This window comes from Microbulbifer harenosus (assembly GCF_005771435.1).
Classification (GTDB): domain Bacteria; phylum Pseudomonadota; class Gammaproteobacteria; order Pseudomonadales; family Cellvibrionaceae; genus Microbulbifer; species Microbulbifer harenosus.
On the sequence record NZ_VANI01000008.1, the window covers coordinates 59,077 to 84,914 of the forward strand.

Genomic DNA, 25,838 nt, shown 5'->3' on the forward strand with positions numbered 1-25,838 from the left:
AGTGGCTACTGCATTCCAGCTTTGGGGCACCTCTAAAAATCTGCTGCGCATGCGCCTGACGGCATCTGTTCGCACAATTTCTAAAGGCGGCCTGTGGTCAATTTTTAAACTGTGGCAAAATACCGGCGATTATACCGTCTCCACCCCCAAACCGCCGCACACCGCCACCGCCAATTTTGTGACCACGCCTCCATGAGCAACTCCCCAGATCCACAGACCATGGCCGACCTCGCCGCGCAGATCCGCGTGTGGGGGCGCGAGCTGGGTTTTCAGCAGGTGGGGATTACCGACTGCCAGCTCGAGCAACACGGCGAGCGGCTGCAAGCGTGGCTGGACGCGGGCTACAACGCCGATATGGAGTGGATGGGCGCACACGGTGCCAAGCGCTGGCGACCGGAGTTGCTGGAAGAAGGCACACTGCGGGTGATCAGTGTGCGCCTGGACTACCTACCCCCGGACACCCAGCCGGTGCAGGTACTGAAAGACCCGGGCAAGGCCTACGTATCCCGCTACGCCAACGGCCGCGACTACCACAAGCTGATCCGCAAACGCCTGGCGCAACTGGCGCAGCAGATCGACCGCTACTGTGACGAGCGCGGCATCGCGGCGAGCGGACGCGCGTTTACCGACAGTGCACCGGTAATGGAGCGGGCGCTGGCGGAGAAAGCCGGGCTCGGCTGGATCGGCAAGAACTGTATGGTGATCAATAGCAGTGCCGGCAGCTGGTTTTTTCTCGGCGAGATCTACACCAACCTGCCGCTGCCGCTGGATGTGAGCGAGCAGCCGAACCAATGCGGCGAGTGCACCGCATGCCTGAAGGTGTGCCCAACCGATGCCTTCGTGGACGCGTATACACTCGACGCGCGCCGCTGCATTTCCTACCTGACCATCGAGAACAAGGGCCCGATCCCGGAGGAATTCCGTGAGCCCATGGGCAACCGGGTATTCGGCTGCGACGACTGCCAGATCATCTGCCCGTGGAACAAATTCGCCAAATCCACCGGTGAGTCCGATTTCCACCCGCGGCATGGGCTGGATAGTGGTGCGCTGGTGGATCTGTTCAAGTGGACCGAGGAGGAATTTCTGCGGAAAACCGAGGGGTCGGCGATTCGGCGGATTGGGTTTGAGCGGTGGCAGCGGAATCTGGCGGTGGCTCTAGGAAATTCTGATCCCGCCCCGCAAACCGTTTCGGTGTTGGAGCAGGCGCTGGGCACTACTACGCCATTGGTTGCAGAGCATATTGAGTGGGCCTTGGAGCGGTTGCGTAGTGGGCGGCGTAGAAAACGGAAAATCAAACGGGCTGCATCTTGAGTTTTTGGCCCGAAGCATTGGGAGCTTTGATTTAGGTTTGGTGGCGGCGAAGCGCCGGGTATCTGTTTCCAAAACCGCTGTGAATACATCCCTGTACGCTGCGTCGGCGACGTCCCTGTCGCCGACGCTTTTGGAAACAGATCCCCGTCACTCCACCTTCAAATCGAGTTTTTCACTCCGTAAGCGTTTAGCTCCCGCGAGCTATTGGATTTGGCGTACGAAGTTCCGCGCAACGATGCGAAGGTCGGGTGCCGGGTAAGGGTTTTCAGGAGCGTCGCAAACAGGGACGTTTGCGACGCAGCGTACATGGATGTACTCGCAGCGGTCCTGAAAACCCTTACCCGGTGCGCGGCCGCCACCACCCCAGCTTCCAAGCCACCAACACAAAAAGAGGTCAAAACCTCAACTCATGCGAAAAAAGTGCTCGCGATAATGCTTCAGTTCATTGATCGAATCGTGAATATCATCCAGTGCCAGGTGTGAAGAGGTCTTCTTAACGCCTTCCAACACGTCAGGCCGCCAGCGCCGGGCCAGCTCCTTCACCGAGCTCACATCCAGATTCCGGTAGTGGAAGTACCGCTCCAGTAACGGCATGTACTTCACCAGAAAGCGGCGATCCTGGCCAATGGAATTGCCGCACATGGGCGAGGCGCCCTCCGGCACCCAGTGGCTCAGGAACTCGATGGTCTCCCGCTCCGCCTCCCGCTCACTGAACGACGACTCCTTCACCCGCGCCACCAGCCCCGATCCCCCGTGCTGCTCCGTATTCCAGTCATCCATCGCCGCCAGCAGCGCATCGCTCTGGTGGATCGCCATCACCGGCCCCTCCGCCAGCACATTCAGGCGCGAATCCGTCACCACCGTGGCAATCTCGATGATGCGCTCTCTCTCGGGATCGAGACCGGTCATTTCCAGATCGATCCAGATCAGATTATTCTGATCCACAATAGTCTCCTGTCTGGCCGCCAGACCCGGCGGCAAATGAATATGGCATGGACGAATGGGCTGGAATCTACAAGATTGGCAAGGTACCGCAATCCTACAGTGATGCAAGTTATAATCCGCCGCCCCCCCACAAACCGAGCGCCGCCCCGGCCCCTGAATCAGGATCTATGAGCAAACGCAAACTCAACCGCCGCCAACGGTGGCGCATCGCCAAGATTCAGGAAGAACGGGAAGCCCGCGCGCGCAAACGCGACGCGAGCTTCGAGCACGCGGAAGAAGAGGGTGACCTGGGGCCGGAACAGACCGGTCTCATCATCGCCAACTACGGCAGCCAGGTGCTGGTGGAAGGTGAAGCCGGCAGCACACTGCGACAGCGCTGCCATGTGCGCGCAAATATCGACACGTTGGTAACCGGTGACCAGGTTGCCTGGCGCCCGGCCACCGGCGAATCCACCGGCGGCCTCGGTGTCGTCGGCGCGCGCCTGCCGCGCCATTCCGAGTTGCAGCGCCCGGACCGCTACGGCGACATGAAAACCGTTGCCGCCAACATCGACCGCATTCTCATTGTCATAGCGCCCTACCCCGAGCCCTTCGCCAACGCCATCGACCGCTATCTGGTGGCCGCGGAGACCACCGGCATACAGCCGCTGCTGCTGCTGAACAAGATAGACCTGATCGACGACAGCAACCGCGACAGCCTGGAACAACTGCTGGCCCCCTATCCCGGTCTCGGCTACGAGGTACTCAAGCTTTCCACCAAAACCGGCGAAGGTCTCGACGGCCTGCTCGCCACCCTCGCCCAAGGCACCAGTGTGTTCGTCGGCCAGTCGGGCGTGGGCAAATCGTCGCTGATCAACGGCCTGCTGCCCGGTACCGACGCGCGCACCGGCGCGCTGTCGGAAGCCACCGGCAAAGGGACCCACACCACCACCGCCGCGGAACTGTTTCACCTGCCCAGTGGCGGCGATCTGATAGACTCCCCCGGCATCCGCGAATTCGGTATCTGGCACATGAGCGAACAGGAACTGCTGGAAGGCTTCGTGGAATTCCGCCCGTTTATCGGCCACTGCCGCTTCCGCGACTGTAACCACCAGGGCGAACCCGGCTGTGCCATCAAAAACGCCCTCAAGCGCGGCGACATCAGCCAGCGGCGCATGGACAGCTACCAGCATCTGCGCAACAGCCTGGAAAATGAATAGCAGGCCCACACAGATTAGGAAACGTCAGTGAGTCAAATCCCCCTGATCCTCGAACCGGAGCAACTCGCCCCACTGCTGGAACACGAAGAAATCCGCGTGGTTGACCTCAGCTCCCCGGCCAACTATTTCGCCGGCCACATCCCCGGCGCCATCGGCCTGCCCTTCCAGGCGCTGCTCGCCGGCACCCCACCGGCACCCGGAAAACTGCCTTCAATTGAGCGCCTCACCGAAGTCATGCAGGCCATCGGCCTCACCCCCGACACCCACATCGTCGCCTGCGACGATGAAGGCGGCGGCTGGGCCGGACGCCTGCTGTGGACCCTCGACGTCATCGGCCACAAGAAATACAGCTACTTGAATGGCGGCATGATCGCGTGGAAAAACGCCGGCATGCCGCTCACCAGCGAAGACACCGTCGTTGCCCCCAGCGATATCCACATCCAGATCGCCGACGACGCACCGATGATCGACGCGGAACAAATCCAGCAGCGCCTGGGTCAAAACGACCTGCAGATCTGGGACGCCCGCTCACCCGCGGAATACACCGGCGCACGCCTCGTCGCCATGCGCGGCGGCCACATCCCCGGCGCCATCAACTGCGAGTGGACCCAGCTCATGGATCCGCAACGCGACCTGCGCATCCGCGCCGATGCCAGAGAATTCCTCGCCGCGCTCGGCATTGACGGCGAAACAGAAATCGCCACCCACTGCCAGAGCCACCACCGCTCGGCGTTTACCTGGCTGGTGGGGAAATCTCTGGGATTTCCCATCAAAGCCTATCCGGGATCGTGGAGTGAATGGGGCAACCTGCCGGATACGCCGATCGAAAACTAGACTCAGTGCTGTCGACTTCTGGATTCCCGCCTGCGCGGGAATGAAGATGAATTGAGTTAGCACGCTTTCTAACGAAGTAAATTCCTTCGACTCGAAGGACAGGTGGCGGGGATTCGTTTTCGAAAGCGTCGGCAACAGGGATGTTGCCGACGCAGCGTACAGGGATGTATTCACAGCGGTTTCGAAAACGAATACCCGGTGCCTGACCGCCACTCAAGGTTGCCAAAGCTCTACACGGATCTGGCACCGAACCAAAACCAACGGGACCAAAGAACTACATGAACCCGAAACTGTTTATTTTCCTGCAATACATCACCCCCCAACACCTGCTCTCCAGAGCCGCGGGGTGGCTCGCCGAAACCCGCATCGGCGGCATCAAAAACCCGTTCACCAAATGGTTCGTGGAAAAATACCAAGTCGACATGAGCGAGGCACAGGAAGAGGACTACACCGCCTACACCTGCTTCAACGACTTCTTTACCCGCGCCCTCAAACAAGGCGCCCGTCCCATCGTCGAAGGTGAAAACACCATCGCCGGCTGCGCCGACGGCGCCATCAGCCAGCTGGGCGACATCCACAACGGTAGAATCTTCCAGGCCAAAGGTCAGGACTACAGCCTGCTCGAACTCGTCGGCGGCGACCCCGAAGTGGCCGCACAGTTTACCGGCGGCAAATTCGCCACCATCTACCTGTCACCCAAAGACTACCACCGCGTGCACATGCCGCTCGACGGCGTGCTGCAGCGCATGATCTACGTCCCCGGCGAACTCTTCTCGGTGAACACCACCACCGCCGCCAACGTCCCGCGCCTGTTCTCCCGCAACGAACGCCTCGTGTGCATTTTTGACACCGCCGCCGGTCCCATGGCCATGGTCCTCGTCGGCGCCATGATCGTCGCCGCCATCGAAACCGTCTGGGCCGGTCAGGTCGCCCCGCTCAAGCGCCAGATCCGCACCACCCGCTACGACGAGCAGAAACCCATCGCGCTAAAAAAAGGCGAGGAAATGGGACGTTTCAAACTCGGCTCCACCGTCGTACTGCTGTTCGGCGCCGACAAGGTGAACTGGCTGGAAGAGCTCACCGCCGAAACCCCAGTGAAAATGGGTGAACATTTCGGCGACCTGATCTGAATGCGCCCGGCCCCCGCATACCTCGCGGGGGTGCGCACTTCACGCAAAAGCGCAGAAGATCATTGAAGTTTGAGAGTGGATCCGCGTTAGCGGCCAGGCAGGAAGCGTGTGATAAATGCTGGCAGGCGCTGCTCGTAGAGGTACTGGTCGCGCACCTTGGCCACGTCGATATGCGGATACTGACTGGGGTCGAGATCCTGCGTGATAGTGATCAGCCCCACTTCCGCCAGGGATTTCTTGCCCTTGTTCACCAGCGCCTGTTTGCGATCGTCGTCCGCGGCCATGTCAAACAGACGCGGTTTATCCAGCAGTTTTTTGCTGCGGTCCGTCACCAGCATCACCTTGGGTTTCAGGCGGCGCTCGTGGCTCTGCTCAACCACCACCGCCAGCTCGCCAGTGGAGAGTTCCACTTGAGTACCGGTGGGATAGAGGCCGATGGACTGGATAAACTCCAGAACCAGCTGCTCCTGAAACGCGCAATCGCGCAACTCGTACAGCTGCGCCACCGCCTTTGACGGCGGCAGCGGAAACTCCGCTCCGCGGGGATTGGTGGCTTCATCGTAGAACGTGACGATGCCGCACATGCGCGCCAATATCGGGATCTGCCCGCCGCGCAAGCCACGAGGGTAGCCGCTGCCATCGTACTGCTCTTTATGGGCCTGCACGATGTTGAGAATCTGGTGGTCGATATTTGGATCGCTGGACAGCAGTTTCACGCTGTAATCCACGAATTTGCGATATTCGAGTTCCGCGCGGGGATGGCGCTTGTCGGCTTTCAGTACGTCGTCCGGCAGGTACAGCTTGCCCACATCCTTCAGCAGCGTCGCCACGCCCAGCTGCACCAGCTCCTGGCGCCGCAAACCGATGTGGCGGCCAAACACCACCGCCCACACGCTGGCGCGCACCGAGTGGCTATAGGTGTGCTCGTCCTTCTCGCGCACCCGCGCCAACCAGGAGAATGCATCCGGGCTGCGCAGCACGCTGTCGACCATGAGGCCCACGGTCTGGTTCACCTGAGTGGTGGGCAGTGGGCGGTCGGTTTTCAGCTGCACCATGACTTCGTGCATACCGCGGATGATGCGGTCGTGCAGCTGCCTGGCCCTGGGGGCCTCGCGGCGCGCCGGTTCAGGCACTGCGTAAGTGTTGTGGCGTATCTGCACCGGTTTGCAATTGATGGCAACGGGAATACGCCGGTGACCGCCTTTCGCTGCGGGTGTCTGCGGCCCTGCGTTCTGCTCACCGGCGGTGCGGACGATCTTGCGCAGTTTGACACCCACGTCGCCCACGCTCTTGACCACATCCACATACACATAGCGACAGTATTTCTGCAGCTGGCGGATTTCCTCCAGATCGCGGATATAGAAGCCCTGAAGGGCGAAGGGGGTGCGCGTCCACGGGCGATCCAGACGGGACACAAACATGCCCCGCTGCAGGTCTTCCACGAATACCTTCGCCTGTTGGATTGCCACTGATTTGCTGCCGCGCGTTTTTGTTCTGAGTATTCTTCTCGACGGTCTCGGGCAACCGCCGGATATCGGCGCACCCGCACACAAAGACCCCGCACCGGTCAAACCGGAGCGGGGCGGAATTGTCACACAAGTCTACTCGCTGGTTGACAATTGATTTGTGACAACAATCACGGAAAATCCGTCAGCGAGTACTAACAAACCCGTTTCCTTTCCCGTTACCGGTGATATTGCGGCGAGAGTTCTGCCACCGCCTCAAACATGGCGCCGGCATGGGCGGGATCTACCTGCGGCGTGACGCCGTGTCCGAGATTGAAAATATGCCCACTGCCGCGGCCAAAATCTTCCAGCAGCCGCGCCACTTCCTCGCGGATGCGCGCGGGGTTCGCGAGCAGGATCGCCGGGTCCAGATTGCCCTGCAGGGCCACACGGTCGCCAACCCGGGCGCGGGCGCGGGCGATATCCGTCGTCCAGTCGAGGCCCAGGGCGTCGGCACCGGCGTCGGCCATCAATTCCAGCCACTGGCCACCACCCTTGGTGAACAGAATCGCCGGCACCCGGCGCCCGTCGTGTTCCCTGATCAAGCCCTGCAGAATGCGGGCCATATATTGCAGGGAGAATTCCTGGTAGGCCCGATGGCTGAGCGCGCCTCCCCAGGTGTCGAAAATCTGCACCGCCTGGGCACCGGCGCGAATCTGGGCATTGAGGTAGTCGATCACCGAGTCCGCCAGCACCGTGAGCAGCTGATGCAGATCTTCAGGACGGTTGTAGAGCATCTCCTTGATACGCGCGAAATCCCGGCTGGAACCACCCTCCACCATATAGGTGGCAAGTGTCCACGGGCTGCCGGAGAAACCAATCAGCGGCACCCGGCCATTCAGCTCGCGGCGAATGGTGGTGACCGCGTTGGTAACGTAGTCCAGATCCCGCGCGGTGTTGACCACTTCCAGCGCGGCAATATCCGCACTGGTGCGTACAGGCTTGCGGAATTTCGGGCCCTCGCCTTCCTCAAAATAAAGGCCGAGCCCCATGGCGTCAGGGATGGTGAGGATGTCGGAAAACAGGATCGCCGCATCCAGTGGATAGCGCTCCAGTGGCTGCAGGGTCACCTCGCAGGCCAGTTCGGTGTTGCGGCACAGATCCATAAAGGTGCCTGCCTTGGCGCGGGTCGCGCGGTACTCTGGCAGGTAGCGTCCGGCCTGGCGCATCATCCACATCGGTGTGCGGTCAACAGGCTGGCGCAGCAGAGCGCGCAGGAAACGATCGTTCTGGAGCGGAGCAAACTGGTTCTCGGGCATGGGTATCTCGCTGGACGGCTCGGTGCACATCAGGATAGACCCCGGTATGTGCAACAGGCATAAAGAGCCACTGGCTAAAAGGCGGCCATTGTAGCCGGGAGCGGAGCGGGAAAACAAAACTCTTGCGGATACAGATTTCCCAAACGTCACGTACAATAACGCGCCCCAAGGCTCCCACCCTGGCGCAACTCGCGTTACCCGAACACCGTTCGCCCGCCCGCTGCTCTGACAGCAAGACGCCCCACGTTCAGTGGCTGGCGCCGGTCGCGGCTGCCGGATTCTTTTTCTTATTTGAACAATGAGCGATTGAATGGAAACTTATGGCGCACTCAGCCTGATTCCCACCGTAGCCGTGGTTGCCACTGCGGTGATCACCAAGCGCCCGGTGGCGGCCCTGATTACCGGTGTTATCCTCGCACTGATAATGCTCGACCCGAGCGATATCATGACCCCGCTCACCGAAACCGCCCTGGCGGTGATGGCCGATGAGACCATTGGCTGGGTCATTCTTGTATGCGGCCTGTTCGGCTGCCTGATCGCACTGCTGATCCGCTCGGGTGCGGCCAATGCCTTCGCCGAGGTGCTGGCGAAACGGGCCAACACCCGCAACCGCGCACTGCTCAGCACCTGGTTCCTGGGCCTGGTGATCTTTATCGACGATTACCTGAATGCGCTGGCGGTTGGCGCGTCGATGAAGAAGGTCACCGACAAATTCAAGGTTTCCCGGCAGATGCTGGCGTATGTCGCCGACTCCACCGCCGCGCCGGTGTGTTTCCTGATCCCGATTTCCACCTGGGCCGTGTTCTTCTCCGGCATCCTGGAATCCGCCGATATCGCCGGACAGGGTGAGGGCCTCAGCATGTACATCAGCGCCATCCCGTTCATGCTCTACTCGTGGCTGGCGCTGATACTGGTACCGCTGGTGGCCACCGGCCGCATTCCGCTGATCGGCCCGATGAAGCGGGCCGAGGCGCGCACCGCCGCGGGCGATCCGGATATTTCCGCCGACGAGCTGCCGGCACACGCGGCCGGCCCGGCACCGGTGGGGCCGCGACACCACGCCTGGAATTTCATCATTCCGATTGTGAGCCTGCTGTTTTTCAGCTGGTATTACGACATCGACGTGCTGAAGGGTGTGATCATCGCGCTCGCCATCACCATTCCGCTGTTCGGGCTGCAGAAAGTGATCGGCTGGAACGAGATGCTTGATACGATGATGGACGGCTTCAAGCTGATGATTCCGGCGCTCTCCATCATTGTTGCTGCCTTCATGTTCAAGTCGGTGAACGACAGCCTGGGCATGCCGCAGTATGTGATCGAATCCCTGAAACCGCTGATGACCGCGCAGTGGTTGCCGCTGGTGGCGTTCCTGTCGATGTCGCTGATTTCCTTTGCGACCGGCTCCTCCTGGGGCATTTTCACCATCACCATACCCATCATCATTCCGCTCGCCCAGGCCGTGGGTTGCCCGCTGCCGCTGGCGCTCGGCGCACTGCTCTCCGCCAGCGCCTTCGGCAGCCACGCCTGCTTCTACGGCGACGCCACGGTGCTGGCGGCCCAGGGCAGCGGCTGTACCGTGATGAGCCACGCACTAACCCAGCTGCCCTACGCCATCATGGCGGCGCTGATTGCCAGTGTGGGCTTTGTGGTGCTGGGTTACACGGTGGTGTGAACCATCCACTTTCCGCACAAATGAAAAGGGGCGCTTGCGCGCCCCTTTTCATTTTGGTTGCCGGCCAAATTCCAGCAATCAGATTTTCAGGTAATCAAGGATACCTTCAGCCGCCTGGCGGCCTTCCCAGATCGCGGTAACCACCAGATCGGAGCCGCGCACCATGTCGCCGCCAGCAAAGACTTTCTCGTTGCTGGTCTGGAACTTGAACTGCTGCTGCTCCGGTGCCACTACGCCGCCCCACTCGGCCACTTCGATATTGTGGTCGCCGAACCAGTCCGCCGGGCTCGGGCGGAAGCCGAAGGCCACCAGCACCACTTCCGCGGGGATGATTTCTTCGGAACCTGGTACCACTTCCGGGCGACGGCGGCCTTTCTCGTCCGGCTCGCCCAACTGGGTGGTGACCACTTTCACGCCTTCCACCTTGCCGTTGCCGACAATTTCCACTGGCTGACGGTTGAACAGGAAGCGCACGCCCTCTTCCTTGGCGTTCGCTACCTCGCGGCGGGAGCCGGGCATATTCTCCTCGTCGCGACGGTAGGCGCAGGTCACGCGCTTGGCGCCCTGGCGGATGGAGGTACGGTTGCAGTCCATGGCGGTGTCACCGCCGCCCAGCACCACCACACGCTTGCCTTCCACCGAGATGAAGTCTTCGGGGCTCTTCTCGAAACCGAGATTGCGATTCACGTTCGCCACCAGGAACGGCAGCGCGTCGTATACACCGGGCAGGTCCTCACCGGGGAAACCGCCCTTCATGTAGTTGTAGGTACCCATGGCCAGGAACACCGCATCGTAGTCTGCGAGCAACTGGTCAAACGTGATGTCCTTGCCGATTTCGGTTTCCAGGCAGAACTCGACGCCCATATCGGTAAAGATGGCGCGGCGCTGCTGCATCACGGATTTTTCGAGCTTGAACTCGGGGATACCGAACGTCAGCAGGCCCCCGATTTCAGGGTATTTGTCGAACACGACCGGCTGCACACCGTTGCGCACCAATACATCCGCACAGGCGAGGCCCGCGGGGCCGGCACCAACCACAGCAACGCGTTTGTCGGTCTTGGTGACCGCGCTCAGATCCGGGCGCCAGCCCAAGGCAAACGCGGTGTCGGTGATGTATTTTTCGGCGTTGCCGATGGTCACCGCACCGAAACCGTCGTTCAGGGTACAGGCGCCTTCACACAGGCGGTCCTGCGGGCATACGCGGCCGCATACCTCCGGCAGGGAGTTGGTCTGGTGACACAGCTCCGCCGCTTCCATGATGTTGCCTTCACTGATCAGGCGCAGCCAGTTCGGGATGTAGTTGTGCACCGGGCACTTCCACTCGCAGTAGGGGTTGCCGCAGTCCAGGCAGCGGTGCGCCTGGCTGGCTACCTGCCGCTCGGTGAACGGCTGGTAGATCTCCACGAACTGGTTAGTACGCGTGATGATGTCTTTCTTGGCGGGGTCGACCCGGCCAACGTCGATAAACTGGAAATCGTTGTTCAGACGCTGTGACATAGGTAAATCTCCCCCTTATTCGCCGCGCTTGCGTACATCGGACAGCAGTCCGGCGAGGCTGGCCGCCTTCGGCTTCACCAGCCAGAACTTGTTGAGGTAGTCGTCGAGGTTATCCAGCAGTTCCTGGCCCCAGGCGCTGCCGGTCTCGGCGACAAACTCTTCGATCACTTCGCGCAGATGGCTCTGGTACTCCTCCAGTGCCTCGCTGCTGATGCGCCTGAGCTCAATCAGCTCGTGGTTGCACTTGTCGAAGAAGTCGCGATCCATATCCAGCACGTAAGCGAAGCCACCGGTCATACCGGCGCCAAAGTTGACGCCGGTCTTGCCCAACACGGCAATCATGCCGCCGGTCATATATTCGCAGCAGTGATCGCCCGCACCTTCCACCACCGCAAAGGCGCCGGAGTTCCGCACGCCGAAGCGCTCGCCGGCACAGCCGGAGGCGAACAGTTTGCCGCCGGTGGCGCCGTACAGGCAGGTGTTGCCGATGATGCTGGTTTCCTGCGAGGCAAAGCTGCTGTTCCGCGGCGGACGGATTACCAGCTTGCCGCCGGCCATACCTTTGCCCACGTAGTCGTTGGCGTCGCCTTCCAGGTACATCTCCAGGCCGCCGGCGTTCCACACACCGAAGGACTGGCCGGCAACGCCGGTCAGGTTCAGTTTGAGCGGTGCGTCCACCATGCCCTGGTTGCCGTGGCGCTTGGCGATCTCACCGGACAGACGCGCACCGATGGAGCGGTCGCAGTTGGTCAGTTTGAAGCTGAACTCGCCACCACTCAGGGCTTCGATTGCCGGCAGGGTTTCCTGCACCATGCGCTCGGCGAGCAGGCCCTTGTCCCAGGGCTCGTTCTTCGGTTGCTGGCAGGTCTGCGGCTTGCTGTCGAGCAGTGCATCGGTGTGCAGCAGCGGCGACAGGTCGAGGGTCTTCTGTTTGGCGGTCTGGCCCTCAAGGGTTTCCAGCAGGTCCACACGGCCCACCAGTTCCTCGATGGAGCGCACGCCGAGGCTCGCCATCCACTCGCGGGTCTCCTCGGCCACGAACTTGAAGAAGTTCATCGCCATTTCCACGGTGCCGATGTAGTGCTCGTCGCGCAGGTCCTTGTTCTGGGTGGCCACGCCGGTGGCGCAGTTGTTCAGGTGGCAGATGCGCAGGTATTTACACCCCAGCGCCACCATCGGCGCGGTGCCGAAGCCGAAGCTCTCGGCGCCGAGGATCGCCGCTTTGACCACGTCGAGGCCGCTCTTCAGGCCGCCGTCGGTCTGCACCCGCACCTTGCCGCGCAGGTCGTTGGCGCGCAGGGTCTGGTGGGTTTCCGCCAGCCCCAGCTCCCACGGCGAACCGGCGTAGCGGATCGAAGTGATCGGGCTCGCGGCGGTGCCGCCGTCGTAACCGGAGATGGTGATCAGGTCCGCGTAGGCCTTGGCCACGCCGGCGGCGATGGTGCCGACGCCGGGGCGCGAAACCAGCTTCACCGATACCAGCGCGTCCGGGTTGACCTGCTTCAGGTCGTAGATCAGCTGCGCCAGATCCTCGATCGAATAGATATCGTGGTGCGGTGGCGGGGAAATCAGGGTCACGCCGGGCACCGAGTAGCGCAGGCGCGCGATCAGTTCGTTGACCTTGCCGCCGGGCAGCTGGCCGCCCTCGCCGGGCTTGGCGCCCTGAGCGACCTTAATCTGCAGCACTTCCGCGTTCACCAGATAGTGCGGGGTGACGCCGAAGCGGCCGGAGGCGATCTGCTTGATCTTCGACACCTTATCGGTGCCGAAGCGCGCCGGGTCCTCACCGCCCTCACCGCTGTTGGAGCGGCCGCCGAGGCGGTTCATGGCCTGGGCCAGGGACTCGTGGGCTTCCGGCGACAGCGCACCGAGGGACATGGCGGCGCTGTCGAAGCGGCGCAGGATGCTTTCCGCCGGTTCCACTTCACTCAGCGGAATCGGCTGCACGTCTTTTTTCAGCCCCAGCAGATCGCGCAGGGTGGCGACAGGACGCTGGTTTACCAGCGCCGCGTAGTCGCGCCAGGTGCTGTAGTCGCCGGAGCGCACCGCTTCCTGCAGGGTTTTGACCACATCCGGGTTGAACGCGTGATATTCCTCGCCGTAGACAAACTTGTGCAGACCGCCGGCGGATACCTTCTTGCGCGGCTTCCACGCCAGCTCGGCGCGCGCGCGCATGTCGTCTTCCAACTCCGCGAAACCAGCGCCCAGCACACGCGCTGGTGCTTCCGGGAAGCACAGATCGATAACGTCCTGGGACAGCCCCACCAGCTCGAACAGCAGCGCGCCGCGGTAAGAGGCTACGGCCGAAATACCCATCTTCGACAGGATTTTCAGCAGACCCTTGATGATGCCGTTGCGGTAGTTCTTCTGCGCGGTGGCAGCGTCCAGCAACAGTTCACCGGTTTCAATCAGGTGGTTGATGATGCTGTAGGAGAAGTACGGGTGCACCGCAGTGGCGCCAACGCCGATCAGGCACGCCAGTTGATGCGAGTCGCGCGCGGTGGCCGTGTCCACCACCACGTTGGAGTCGCAGCGCAGGCCGTTGTGCACCAGGTGGTGGTGTACCGCACCGGTGGCAAGCAGCGCATCGATGGGCAGTTTGCCCTCTTCGATATTGCGATCCGACAGCACCACGATCACGGTGCCCTCGTTGCGCACCGAGTCGGCGGCGTCCTGGCACAGTTTCTCGATGGCGCCCTTCAGGTCCAACTGTGCGGGATCGTAGTTCAGGTCGAATACCTTCGCCTTGAACTCCTCGCGGCCGAGGTCCAGTAGCGCGGTGTACTTCATGTGCGACAGTACCGGCGACGACAGGATTACGCGGTCGGCGTGCTCGGGGGTTTCCTCAAACACGGATTTCTCACGGCCCAGGCAGGTTTCCAGGGACATGACGATGGTTTCCCGCAGCGGGTCGATGGGCGGGTTGGTGACCTGCGCGAACTGCTGGCGGAAGAAGTCGTACAGACAGCGGTTGCCCTGCGACAGCACCGCCATCGGGGTGTCGTCGCCCATGGAGCCCACGGCTTCCTGACCGGATTCCGCCAGCGGGCGGATCACCTGGTCGCGCTCCTCAAGAGAGGAGCTGAACAGCTTCTGGTAGACCTTGAACTGCTCGAACGAGAAATTGTTGTCCACCGGCGCGGTGACCAGAGTGGAGCGGATACGACGCGCTTTGGCCTTCAGCCACTGCTTGTAGGGATGCGCTTTTTTCAGCTCGCCATCCACTTCGGCGGTGTGGCGCAGTTTGCCTTCGAGCGTATCCACCGACAGGATCTGGCCCGGGCCGAGACGGCCCTTGGCCACTACGTCGGCGGGATCGTATTGATAGGTACCCACCTCGGACGCAACAGTGATGAAGTCGTCCTTGGTGATCACCCAGCGGGACGGGCGCAGGCCGTTTCGGTCCAGGGTGCACACGGCGTAGCGACCGTCGGTCAGTACCAGGCCGGCGGGGCCGTCCCAGGGTTCCATGTGCATGGAGTTGTATTCGTAGAAGGCGCGCAGCTCGGAATCCATGGTGTCCACGTTCTGCCATGCCGGCGGGACCAGCATGCGGATGGCGCGGTGCATGTCGATGCCGCCCGCCATCAACAGCTCGAGCATGTTGTCGAGACTGGAGGAGTCGGAGCCTGTGCGGTTGACCAGCGGCGCCAGCTCATTCAGCTCCGGCAGCAACTCGGTGTTGAACTTGGGCGTGCGCGCCACGGACCAGTTGCGGTTGCCGGTAACGGTGTTGATCTCGCCGTTGTGCGCGAGCATGCGGAACGGCTGCGCCAGCGGCCAGCGCGGCATGGTATTAGTGGAGAAGCGCTGGTGGAACACACAGATGGCGGTCTCAAGGCGCGGGTCTGCCAGATCCGGGAAGAACGCCGGCAGATCCGCCGGCATCATCAGGCCCTTGTAGGAAACCACCCCGGTGGAGAGGCTGGCGATGTAGGTATCGTCCCCCAGTTGCTGTTCCGCCTTGCGCCGGACCACGAACAGGCGCGCGGCAAACTTCTGGTCTCCCAGCGGCTGTTCGGCGTCGTTGATCAGCAGATGCTCGAAGCGCGGCAGCGACTCGCGCGCAATCGGGCCGAGGCAGTCGGCATTGGTGGGCACCGGACGCCAGCCAGCCACGTTCAGGCCCTGCGCTTCCACTTCGCGCTCGAGAATAGCGCGCGCGGCAGCCGCTTTGGCATCGTCCAGCGGCAGCATGATGGCGCCGACGGCATAATTTTCACTCAGCTCGCCACCAAACGCCTCTTTGGCCACGGCGCGCAGGAATGCGTCCGGCTTCTGCAGCAGCAGGCCACAGCCATCCCCGGTTTTGCCATCGGCGGCAATACCGCCGCGGTGAGTCATGCAGGTCAGCGATTCAATCGCTGTCTGCAACAACTTGTGGCTGGTTTCGCCCTTCAGGTGGGCAATCAGTCCAAAGCCACAGTTATCTTTGAACTCATCCAATCGATACAGACCGCTACCCATAGAATTCCTCAAAGTGTTATCGCTACCCGTTACGCCCTGACGGTACGCCAATTCAGGCCATCCATCAGATCGCAGCACTCTCGCCAGGCTCAAGGGCTGCCTCGGGGGTATATTTATCTACTTTCGAGCCGAAGGTGCCGCAGATTCCACTGAGTTTTCGGACCCCCAGTGACAAAAAAAGCCCGCGTGAGGGGCTTGGGTGTTACTCGCTGACAGCGAGCCTCGGCTTGTTGTTATCGGCTCATTTCCCCGGCTTTTACCGAGGGGGCGCGCAATATTACAAGCGCCCCCCTGCAATTGCAAGATTCGCCAGTTTTTTTCGCTGTTGTCGCGCCTTTTAACCGATTTATCTTCTTTGAAACATCTTTACCGTCAAAGAATCCTCAGTCTACTAAAAAAACTGCCGATTCATCATCGCGCACCGCAGGCGCGCAAAGCCTCAACCAGCTGCTCCTTGGGCGTATCGGCAACAATCTGTGCATCGCCGATGGCATGCAGCAGTACCAGTCGCAATTTGCCATCCTGCACCTTTTTATCCACCGACATCGCCTGCAGATAATCGTTTACCACCATATCTTCGGGAGACTGTTGCGGCAAATTGGCTTTGGTTAGCAGCGCGCGCAAACGCTCCGTCTCGGTTGCAGAGATCCAGCCGCGCAGTCGCGACAGCTCCGCGGCCATTACCATTCCCGCCGCGACTGCCTCCCCGTGCAACCACTTGCCGTAACCCTGCACCGCCTCAATGGCGTGGCCGAAGGTGTGGCCGAAGTTGAGAATAGCGCGACGCCCGGACTCGCGTTCGTCTTCTGCGACGACAGCGGCTTTGTCCGCACAGCTGCGCTCCACCGCGTAAGTCAGGGCTGCGGGATCGCGCGCCAACAGCGCGTCCATGTTGGCTTCCAGCCATTCGAAAAAGGGCGCGTCGCAGATCATGCCGTACTTGATCACCTCCGCGAGACCGGCGGACAATTCGCGGTCCGGCAGGGTGGTGAGGGTGTCGATATCGATGAGTACCAGCTGCGGCTGATAGAAGGCTCCGATCATATTCTTGCCGAGCGGGTGATTGACCCCGGTCTTGCCCCCCACCGAAGAATCCACCTGCGACAACAGTGTGGTGGGCACCTGCACGAAGTCCACCCCGCGCTGGTAACAGGCGGCGGCAAAGCCACTCATGTCCCCGACCACACCGCCGCCCAGCGCGATGATGGTAGTGCTGCGGTCGTGGCGCCTCTCCAGCAAGGTATCGAAAATCCGGTTGAGGGTATCCAGGGTCTTGAACGCCTCGCCGTCGGGGAGCTGTACACTGTCCACCTTATCGAAACCCTGCAGAGCCGCGAGCACCTTCTCAAGATACAGCGGCGCAATGGTCTCGTTGGTGACCACCAGCACCTGGCGGCCGCGGATGGCATTGGTAAAGTGCGCGGACTCCCCCAGCAGACCGGGACCGATCAGAATGGGATAACTGCGATCACCCAGATCGACTTGGAGACTGTGCATAGCGATTCCCTCAGGTGCACAAACGGATTTAGACGGTGGATTCATTCTTGCGGGGACGCACTCTAACACCCAGGGGGAGCGATGTTGAGCTGCGAGACGGAAAACTCAGCCGGAGGATATGGCCGTCAGGCGATCAACCACCATCTGCGCCGCCTGCTTCGGCGTGCAATCGTCGGTATCGCACACCAGATCCGCCACCTCGTCGTAGAACGGCTCCCGCTGAAGCAGAATTTCCTGCAGCTTTGCGCGCGGATCGGCGACCTGCAATAGTGGGCGATTGCTGTTTTTTGAGGTGCGCTCCACCAGCTGATCCAGGCTTGCGCGCAGGTAGACCACGAATCCGTGGTTTTTGAGCAGCGCGCGGTTTTCCGGCATCAGCACAATGCCTCCCCCGGTGGCGACCACTTGAGACTCACCGCCACAAAGATCATGCAGAACCGCACTCTCGCGACGGCGAAAACCAGCCTCGCCTTCCACGTCAAAAATCCACGGGATATCGGCGCCGCTGCGGTCTTCGATGACTTTGTCAGAATCGGCAAAAGGCAGCCCAAGCTGGGCTGCCAGTAATTTGCCGATGGTGGATTTGCCGGCCCCCATGGGGCCGACGAGAAAGATGGGCTGACTGATCACTTGCTGAAAGACATGAACTCGTCTTGCATGATGCGCGGGGTGATAAAGATCAGCAGTTCGCGCTTGTCTTCCTGCTTGGTGGTCTGTTTGAACAGGCGGCCGAGGAAGGGGATGTCGCCGAGGAACGGCACTTTCACTTCACCCTCAATGGACTGCGCCTCAAAGATGCCGCCGAGCACGATGGTTTCACCGTTGCGTACCAGCACCTTGGTCTGCAGCGAGTTCACATTGATCGCCGGAATCTGCGCACCGGTAATCACGTTTGTAAACAGCTCACCGACACTGTTCTGGTCGATATTCAGGTTCATGATGATGTTGTCGTCCGGGGTGATCTGCGGGGTCACGTTCAGCAACAGCACCGCCTCTTTGAAGGTCACAGACGCCGCACCCGAGGAAGTAGCCTCCAGGTAGGGAATTTCCACACCGGAGCGAATGGTCGCCTCCTGTTTGTCGCCGGTCACCACCTTGGGCTGGGATACGATTTCCGCCTTGCCCACATCCTCCAGCGCCGACAGTTCGAGGCCCAGCAGGAAATCTTCCTTCAGAATGGCATAGGCAATGCTGCCAGCCGGGTTGCCAACACCCAGGTCCACCAACATCGGGTCGTGCAGGGTTTCTGGTGCGGAAAGATCAGGACCACTGCCATCACCATCGGAAACCAATCCGACTTGGCTGCCGCCACCAATACCAATGGCGTCGTCGCCGATGTTGTGATCTTCCAGATAACTCCAGCGCACCCCGAGGCTCTTCTCGAAATCGGTGTTCGCGGTCACCAGACGCGCCTCGATCATCACCTGGCGGATGGGAATGTCGATGGCGTTGATCAGATCGCGGAACTGGGCAATCTTGTCTTCGGTATCGGTAAGGATGATGGTGTTGGTGCGCTCATCCACGATGGCGCTGCCGCGGGACGACAGAATACTGCGGCCTTCCTGGTCTTCGCGGCCGCCGGCGAAGCTGCCTTGGCCAAAGCCACCGCCCTGGCCACCGCCCTGGTTGCCAGCGAACAGGGTGAACAGCTCACGGGCATCCGCGTAGCGGATCTGGATGTACTCGGTGCGCAGGGGCGCCAGCTCTTCCAGTTGCTTGCGGGTTTCCAGCTCGCGGCGTTCGCGCTCGGCGATTTCCGCCGCCGGCGCCACCATCACCACGTTGCCCTCCTGGCGCTTGTCCAGACCCTTGGCCTTCAGGATCAGCTCCAGCGCCTGATCCCAGGGCACACCGTCGAGGCGCAGGGTGATACGGCCCTGTACGGTATCGCTGGCCACCAGGTTGAGATCGGTGAAGTCCGCAATCAGCTGCAACACCGAGCGCACTTCGATGTCCTGGAAGTTCAGCGACAGTTTTTCGCCACTGAACTGGAATTCCTTCTGCTTCTCACGCACTTGTGCCACGGTCAGCGGCTTGACGCTCAGTACGTACTCGGTGTCTGCCTGGTAGGCGAGATAGTCGTAGTCGCCGTCGTGCGGATCAACTGTGATGACGGTGTTGCGGCCGTCGTAGTCCACACTGATGGCATTAACCGGTGTGGCGAAATCGGTCACATCCAGACGCTGGCGCAGCGCCGGCGGCAGCTCGGCGCCGAGGAACGTCAGCACGATCTTGCCCTTGGTGCGCTCCACGTCGATATTTACCGCTGGGTCGGTCAGGCTGACAATGACTTTGCCCTCACCACCCTGGCCGCGCCGGAAGTCCACGTTGTTGATACTTACACCACTCGCCGCCTTGAACTGGGTGCTGCCGCCGATATTGGTGCTGCTGTGCACCGGCGCGGCCGCCGCGCTGGCGGTAGCCGCACTGTCAGCGCCTACTTCCAGTACCACCTGATTGCCGATGCGCTCACTGGTGTATACCGGCAGTTCATCCAGGTTCAGGATCAGGCGGGTGCGATCTTCACCGGAGACGATCACCGCACTGCGCGCGGCGCCGATATCCAGGCTGTATTTTTTCTCCGGCAGCACGCTCTCCACACCGGCAAAGTCCATGACGATGCGCGCGGGCTGCTCGATGGTGTAGCCGGTGGGTTCCGGAGGTACATCGCTGAAGGTCAGGCGCAGCTGCAGGCGGCTGCCCGGCAGCTCGGAGAACTGGATATCGTTCAGCTGACTGGCCAGAGACGGCGCTGCCAGCGGAAGAATCAGCAGGCCCAGCAGCAGCGCTGTGGCGCGCGGCAGTGCCTTGGCGACCGGCGCCAATACGCTGGTGAGTTGCTTGGTGATCATTTTTAGTTGTCCTTCTCTTCCAAAGTCAGAGCCCGCGGCCGCTCAATCCAGCCACCGGTGCCATCCGGCACAATTTCCAGTACATCGATCTGTGACGATGAGGCGTTGACCACACGCCCATGATTTTTGCCCATGTAGTTGCCGATGGTGATGCGGTGAATACCGCCTTCACTATCGTTGATCAGTGCCCACAGCTGGCCGCCGCGGGACAGGGTGCCCACCATGGAGAGAGCGTCAAAGGGATAGCGTTCGAGCAATTCTTTCTGCCGGTTCAGGTCCGGCGCCACGTCGAGCTTGCGACCGACAAGACGCTGGTCCGCCTCCAGCACCGGGCGCAGGAACGGGCTGCGCAGGGCGGCCGCACTGTATACGTAAGGGCTGTAGGGGGTAAAGGTCGGAATCGGTTCAATCTGCCCCTTGGGCTTGTGTTTGACCGCTGCCATCTTGTCGCGCAGGTCACCGTGAGTGCCGTCCAGGCTGCAGCCGGCAAGTGCCAGCAGCGCCGCGGTCAGAGCGAAGTATTTTTTCATCCTTCTTCTCCCTGATCCTTGTAGCGATAGGTTTTTGCGTTAATCACCATGTTCAACAGTGCCGCCCCATCCTTGCCGGTCTGGATGTCAAAGTCGTGCAGGGTGACGATACGGGGCATACCGGCGATGCCGCTGATGAAGGCACCGAATTCGTGATATCCACCCTGCACCTCGATGCGGATGGGAAGCTCCACGTAGAACTCACCCACCTGTTCACCTTCAAGGGCCACTTTTTGGATGGTCAGGCCGCTGCCGCGACCGAACTCGTCGATATCTTCCAAGAGACCGGGCACTTCGGTGTCTTTCGGCAACTGTTTCAACAGTGCACCGAAGGTCTCTTCCATTTCCGCCAGTTGTTCGCGATAGGCATCCAGGTTGGCCGCTTCAAAGGATTTGCGCTCAAACTGGGTAAACAGCTCACGCTCCTTGTTGGCGGCGAACTCCAGCTCGCTGTAGCGATCTTTGATCATAAAGAAGTAGCCACCACCCACCAGCACGGCGGCGATCACGATCAACAGTGCCACACGCCCGGCCAGCGGCCAGACACCGACACGGGAAAAGTCGATATCGTTGATATCCAGCTGATTCAGCTGTTTGAGAGTATCTTCAAGCGCCACGGTTACGCTCCATTGTTGGCGGAGTCGCCATCTTCTTTTTTGCGGCTGCTGACGCTGACCGTCATTTCAAATGCGCTCGCCTGCTCACCAAACTCCGGCTTGGCGGTTACCCCGGTCAGATTGGGCGACTCAAACCACTCGGACTGGTCGAGGCTGCGCATAAAGGAAGAAACCCGGTTGTTGGATTCCGCCACACCGGAGATTTTCAGGGTTTTGCCGGTGCGCTTCAGGTTGGTGAGCCACAACCCCTCCGGCGCCGCGCGCACCATCTCGTCGAAGTAGCGCACCGACAGCGGGCGGTTGCCCTGCAGCTCCTGGATCACCCGCATGCGGTCGATCAGCTCCTGGCGTCGCTTCTTGAGGTCTTTGATCTCGCGCACTTGCTTGTCGAGAGCGGCGATTTCCGTGGTCAGCAGCTGGTTGCGCTCATTCTGATTGGCAATCTGCGCGTCCACGGTTTTCATCCACATGAACACGGAAAAGCCGGCGGCAATAACCACCAGCGCCGCAACCTGCTGGAATTCTTTCTGTTTCTGCGCCCGGTATTCCTGGCGCCAGGGGAGTAGGTTGATCTTTGCCATGTTTTAGAATTCCCTCTCGCGCATCGCGAGGCCGGCGGCGATCATCAGCGACGGCGCCTCGCCGGCCAGCGACTGGCGATTGACCCGGGACGCGACACTCATATCCCGGAAGGGATTGGCCACCAGGGTGGGTTTGTTCAGTTTCTGCCCCACCAGTTCGGCGAGACCATCCATCGCGGCAACACCGCCACCGAGGAGGATGTAATCCACATCGCTGTAGGAGGTGGAGGAATAGAAAAACTGCAGGGAGCGGGTGACCTGCTGCACCACCGCGTCGCGGAACGGCTCCAGAACTTCGGGATAGTAATCATCCGGCAGGCCGCTACCGCCCTGGCGCTTGGCCAATGCAGCCTCTTCCGACGACAGACCGTAGCGCCGCTGGATCTCGTCGGTGAGCTGGCGCCCGCCGAACAGCTGCTCGCGGGTGTAGACGATACGGCCATCGACCATCACCGACAGCGCACTCATGGTGGCGCCGATATCCACAACCGCCACCACCAGCTGTTCCTGCGCGGGAAACTGGTTTTCCATCAGGGTGTAGGCCCGCTCGATGGCGTAGGCCTCCACATCCACCACGCCCGGCTGCAGCTCCGCCTGGGTCAGCGCGGAAACACGCTGCTCAACGTTTTCACTGCGGCATGCCGCCAGCAATACCTCGACCTGGCCTTCGCCTCTTTCGGAAGGTCCCTGAACTTCGAAATCGAGATTCACTTCATCCAGCGGGTAGGGAATGTACTGGTCGGCTTCCAGCGCAATCTGCGCTTCCAGCGCGTCGTCGGAGAGGTCCGCCGGCATTTCCAGGGTCTTGGTAATGACCGCGGAGCCCGATACCGCCACTGCAGCCTGGCGCAGGCGGGTCTTGGAGCGGCGCACCACCTTGCGAATGGCCTCGGCGATTGCACCCACGTCATTGATATTCTTATCCACTACCGCATTCGGAGGCAGAGGCTCGGTTGCATAGCTTTCCACGCGGTATTTGTCGCCGCTGCGACTCAGTTCAAGCAACTTTACCGAGGTGGAGCTAATATCGAGCCCAAGCATGGCTTTCGGGCCCTTGTTGAGAAAAGGGAGCATCCCCATTTTTCTTATCTTTTCCGTGGGTTATGGAGGTTTGATGGTATAGCACTTTAAATTACCGTCGCAACCGCCTTTTGCATAGGTAACAGCGCACATTCTTCGTATAATTGTCGAACAGTGCCGACAATTTTGATCAAGACGTAAACAGAAGCATTTCCATGACCGAAAAAGCCCGCAACCGCCTGCTGTCTCTGTTGTGGCTGGCTCTGGCCGGTGCCGCCGCTGGCGCCATGGCACTCTCCAGCATCTATATGTACCTCAAGCCGGGCCTGCCCTCGGTGGAAAGCCTGCGCGATATCCGCCTGCAAACGCCGCTGCGCATCTATTCGCGGGACATGAAACTGATTGGCGAGTTCGGCGAGAAGCGCCGCAGCCCGGTCACTATCGAGCAGACGCCGGAGATGTTCATCAAGGCGATCCTGGCAGCGGAAGATGACAGCTTCTACTCCCACAGCGGCGTATCCATCAAGGGCCTGATGCGCGCCTTCCGGCAACTGGTGGCGAGCGGTTCCATCCAGTCCGGCGGCAGCACCCTCACCATGCAGGTGGCGCGCAACTTCTTCCTGACCCGGGAACAGCGCTTTATCCGCAAGTTCAACGAAATCCTGCTGTCGCTGCAGATCGAGCAGGAACTCAGCAAAGACGAAATCCTCGCGCTGTATATCAACAAGATCTTTCTCGGCAACCGCGCCTACGGCTTCCAGGCCGCGGCCCATGTGTACTACGGCAAGGACATCAACGAACTGAACCTGGCCCAGTGGGCCATGATGGCCGGCCTGCCCAAGGCACCATCCACCTACAACCCGCTGGCCAACCCGTCGCGCGCGCTGGTGCGGCGCAACTGGATCCTGAAGCGCATGTTGGACCTGGGCTATATCGGCCAGGACGAGTACAAGAATTCTATTACCGCACCGGTCACGGCCCGCTATCACGGCCGCGATCTGGATATGAGCGCGCCCTATGTGGCGGAAATGGCGCGCAAGGAAGCCGTGGAGCTCTTCGGTGATGCAGCCTATACCGACGGCTACCAGGTCATTACTACCGTCGACAGCAAGCTGCAGGATGCCGCGCGCAAGGCCCTGCAGAAAGGACTGGAGACCTACGATAGCCGTCACGGCTACCGCGGTCCCGAACAGCGCCTGGCCCCGGAGCTGCTGGCCGACAACGACCAGCTGGTGGACCTGCTGCAGGAAATTCCAGTGCTTGGCGGCCTGCAGCCGGCCGTCGTCACCGCGGTCGCCGACCGCAGCATCAGCGTGCAGCTGCGCGACCGTCGCGTGATCGAGATCCCATGGGATCACGGCCTCAGCAGCATCCGCCCCTACATCTCCGAGAACGCCCGCGGAGCGACCATTAAGTCTGCCGGCGAAATGTTCGCCCCCGGCGATGTGGTGCGGCTGCGCCGCGTAGTGATCTCCGCCGATCAAGTTGCGGAGGAGCGGGAAAAGGCCCGTGCCGCAGCGATAGAAAATGCCGCCGAGAGTCTTGCCGGCACCGAAATCACCGATGACCCCTTTTCCACACCGGAAGGTCTGACGGAAGAGGAGGCGCTCGAGGCACCCCAGGCCCGCGAGGAGTGGCACCTGACCCAGGTGCCCACCGCACAGGGTGCACTGGTGTCACTGCAACCGGAAGACGGCGCCATCCGCGCGCTCGTTGGCGGCTACGACTTCCGCCAGAGCCACTTCAACCGCGTCACCCAGGCCGCGCGCCAGCCCGGCTCCAGCTTCAAACCCTTTATCTACTCGGCCGCCATCGAACGCGGCTACACCGCCGCCAGCATCATCAACGACGCACCCATCATCTTCGAACAGACCAACCTGCAGGATGTGTGGCGCCCGGAGAACGACGGCGGTGACTTCCTCGGCCCAACCCGCCTGCGCAAGGCGCTGTACATGTCGCGCAACATGGTCTCCATCCGCCTGCTGCAGTCGCTGGGCCTGGACCGCGCGCTCACCTTTGTCGAGGGCTTCGGCTTTGAGCGCGACAAACTGGCGCGCAACCTGTCCATCGCCCTCGGTAGCTCCGCGCTCACTCCGCTGGAAATGGTGCGCGGCTACGCCGCCTTTGCCAACGGCGGTTTCCGCGTAGAACCCTATCTGGTGGACCAAGTGCTGGATGTGCACGGCGATACCGTCTACCAGGCGCTGCCGCTGACTGTTTGCCAGGAGTGCCCGGAAATCGGACAAGAGAGCGAGGTGTACGGCCCGGAGCCCGAGCCCATCGACCTGCAGGCTCTGCAGCAGGACACCTCAACGGCAACAGAGCGCGAGCCCATCGAACTGCGCACTCTGCCAGTGGCGCCGCTGCAGGCCGACGAACAGGCACGGCCGCGCGCCCCCCGGGCCATGTCTGCGGAAACTGCGTATATCATGGATTCCATGCTGAAAGACGTCATCAAGCGCGGCACCGGGCGCAAGGCGCTGGTAATGAAGCGCGGCGATATCGCCGGCAAGACCGGTACCACCAACGGTCCGCGCGACGCCTGGTTCTCCGGCTACAGCCCCCACCTGGCCACCAGCGCCTGGGTCGGGTTTGACGATAACTCCACCATCGGACGCAACGAGTATGGCGGCTCTGCAGCGCTGCCAATCTGGATCGACTTCATGAGTACCGCGCTCGAAGGCCAGCCGGAGCGGCACCTGGCGCAGCCGGACACCATCGTCACCATGCGCATCAACCCGCGCACTGGGCTGCGCACCTCTAGCGGCGGTATTTTCGAGATTTTTCGTGCCGACAAGGTGCCGGGACGCGAGACCTACAGTAATTACCCATCCATATACTCCAATGGGGCTGAGGCGCCCGCAGCCGGTGAACAGCAGACCCAGGAAGGGTTGCCAGAGGAAATCTTCTGAGGCGAATGTG

General features: G+C 61.3%; 19 protein-coding genes. 7 read left to right on the forward strand and 12 right to left on the reverse strand.

Annotation, left to right across the window (positions count from 1 at the left end; translation table 11 throughout):
• Window position 1 precedes the first annotated feature (1 nt).
• A complete protein-coding gene (locus FDY93_RS07765) occupies window positions 2-196 on the forward strand; it encodes a hypothetical protein (RefSeq protein WP_138235190.1) in 195 nt (64 codons plus the stop codon).
• A complete protein-coding gene (gene queG, locus FDY93_RS07770; RefSeq protein WP_138235191.1) occupies window positions 193-1,311 on the forward strand; it encodes a tRNA epoxyqueuosine(34) reductase QueG in 1,119 nt (372 codons plus the stop codon). The genes FDY93_RS07765 and queG overlap by 4 nt, the downstream gene beginning before the upstream one ends.
• 402 nt (window positions 1,312-1,713) lie before the next feature.
• On the opposite strand, the gene orn is transcribed toward queG, so the two are convergent.
• Window positions 1,714-2,256 (reverse strand): oligoribonuclease, encoded by a 543-nt coding sequence (orn, locus tag FDY93_RS07775; protein WP_220446135.1) that lies wholly within the window; start codon window positions 2,254-2,256, stop codon window positions 1,714-1,716.
• Between the two features lie 167 nt (window positions 2,257-2,423).
• Between orn and rsgA the strand changes: the two genes are divergently transcribed.
• From rsgA to asd, 3 genes are all read left to right on the forward strand, one after another.
• The gene (gene rsgA / locus FDY93_RS07780) at window positions 2,424-3,455 is read left to right on the forward strand and encodes a small ribosomal subunit biogenesis GTPase RsgA (RefSeq protein WP_138235192.1); all 1,032 of its coding nucleotides are present in this window, start codon (window positions 2,424-2,426) and stop codon (window positions 3,453-3,455) included.
• Window positions 3,456-3,482: 27 nt separating this feature from the next.
• Complete coding sequence (locus FDY93_RS07785; protein WP_138235193.1) at window positions 3,483-4,289, forward strand: sulfurtransferase; 807 nt, start codon at window positions 3,483-3,485, stop codon at window positions 4,287-4,289.
• A gap of 278 nt (window positions 4,290-4,567) precedes the next feature.
• Window positions 4,568-5,419, forward strand: coding sequence for an archaetidylserine decarboxylase (asd, locus tag FDY93_RS07790; RefSeq protein ID WP_138235194.1), 852 nt, complete (start codon window positions 4,568-4,570; stop codon window positions 5,417-5,419).
• A gap of 86 nt (window positions 5,420-5,505) precedes the next feature.
• On the opposite strand, the gene FDY93_RS07795 is transcribed toward asd, so the two are convergent.
• Both FDY93_RS07795 and hemE read right to left on the reverse strand, forming a co-directional pair.
• Complete coding sequence (locus FDY93_RS07795; protein WP_138235195.1) at window positions 5,506-6,888, reverse strand: cyclic di-GMP phosphodiesterase; 1,383 nt, start codon at window positions 6,886-6,888, stop codon at window positions 5,506-5,508.
• Between the two features lie 215 nt (window positions 6,889-7,103).
• Entirely contained in the window at window positions 7,104-8,183 is a 1,080-nt protein-coding gene (gene hemE, locus FDY93_RS07800) for a uroporphyrinogen decarboxylase (protein ID WP_138235196.1), read from the reverse strand.
• A gap of 310 nt (window positions 8,184-8,493) precedes the next feature.
• On the opposite strand from hemE, the gene FDY93_RS07805 reads away from it, so the two are divergent.
• A complete protein-coding gene (locus tag FDY93_RS07805) occupies window positions 8,494-9,855 on the forward strand; it encodes a Na+/H+ antiporter NhaC family protein (protein WP_138235197.1) in 1,362 nt (453 codons plus the stop codon).
• Between the two features lie 78 nt (window positions 9,856-9,933).
• On the opposite strand, the gene FDY93_RS07810 is transcribed toward FDY93_RS07805, so the two are convergent.
• From FDY93_RS07810 to FDY93_RS07850, 9 genes are all read right to left on the reverse strand, one after another.
• Window positions 9,934-11,352, reverse strand: coding sequence for an FAD-dependent oxidoreductase (locus tag FDY93_RS07810; protein WP_138235198.1), 1,419 nt, complete (start codon window positions 11,350-11,352; stop codon window positions 9,934-9,936).
• A gap of 15 nt (window positions 11,353-11,367) precedes the next feature.
• A complete protein-coding gene (gene gltB, locus FDY93_RS07815) occupies window positions 11,368-15,819 on the reverse strand; it encodes a glutamate synthase large subunit (protein WP_138235199.1) in 4,452 nt (1,483 codons plus the stop codon).
• A gap of 411 nt (window positions 15,820-16,230) precedes the next feature.
• Window positions 16,231-17,316: a 3-dehydroquinate synthase gene (gene aroB, locus FDY93_RS19740; RefSeq protein ID WP_138235200.1), complete on the reverse strand. Its 1,086-nt coding sequence runs from the start codon at window positions 17,314-17,316 to the stop codon at window positions 16,231-16,233.
• 105 nt (window positions 17,317-17,421) lie between these two features.
• Entirely contained in the window at window positions 17,422-17,946 is a 525-nt protein-coding gene (aroK, locus tag FDY93_RS19745; RefSeq protein ID WP_138235201.1) for a shikimate kinase AroK, read from the reverse strand.
• Window positions 17,943-20,168, reverse strand: a complete 2,226-nt coding sequence (locus FDY93_RS07830) for a type IV pilus secretin PilQ (protein ID WP_138235202.1) — start codon at window positions 20,166-20,168, stop codon at window positions 17,943-17,945. The genes aroK and FDY93_RS07830 overlap by 4 nt, the downstream gene beginning before the upstream one ends.
• 2 nt (window positions 20,169-20,170) lie before the next feature.
• Complete coding sequence (locus tag FDY93_RS07835; RefSeq protein WP_138235203.1) at window positions 20,171-20,698, reverse strand: pilus assembly protein PilP; 528 nt, start codon at window positions 20,696-20,698, stop codon at window positions 20,171-20,173.
• Window positions 20,695-21,315, reverse strand: a complete 621-nt coding sequence (locus FDY93_RS07840) for a type IV pilus inner membrane component PilO (RefSeq protein WP_138235204.1) — start codon at window positions 21,313-21,315, stop codon at window positions 20,695-20,697. Before FDY93_RS07840 ends, FDY93_RS07835 begins: the two co-directional genes overlap by 4 nt.
• A 2-nt stretch (window positions 21,316-21,317) precedes the next feature.
• Window positions 21,318-21,896 carry a PilN domain-containing protein gene (locus FDY93_RS07845; protein WP_138235205.1) on the reverse strand — a complete coding sequence of 193 codons (579 nt, stop codon included), beginning with the start codon at window positions 21,894-21,896 and terminating at the stop codon, window positions 21,318-21,320.
• Window positions 21,897-21,899: 3 nt separating this feature from the next.
• Complete coding sequence (locus FDY93_RS07850; protein WP_138235206.1) at window positions 21,900-22,976, reverse strand: pilus assembly protein PilM; 1,077 nt, start codon at window positions 22,974-22,976, stop codon at window positions 21,900-21,902.
• 155 nt (window positions 22,977-23,131) lie between these two features.
• Here FDY93_RS07850 and FDY93_RS07855 point away from each other — a divergent pair, with 155 nt between their 5' ends.
• Window positions 23,132-25,828, forward strand: a complete 2,697-nt coding sequence (locus FDY93_RS07855; RefSeq protein ID WP_138235207.1) for a penicillin-binding protein 1A — start codon at window positions 23,132-23,134, stop codon at window positions 25,826-25,828.
• Window positions 25,829-25,838 lie beyond the last annotated feature (10 nt).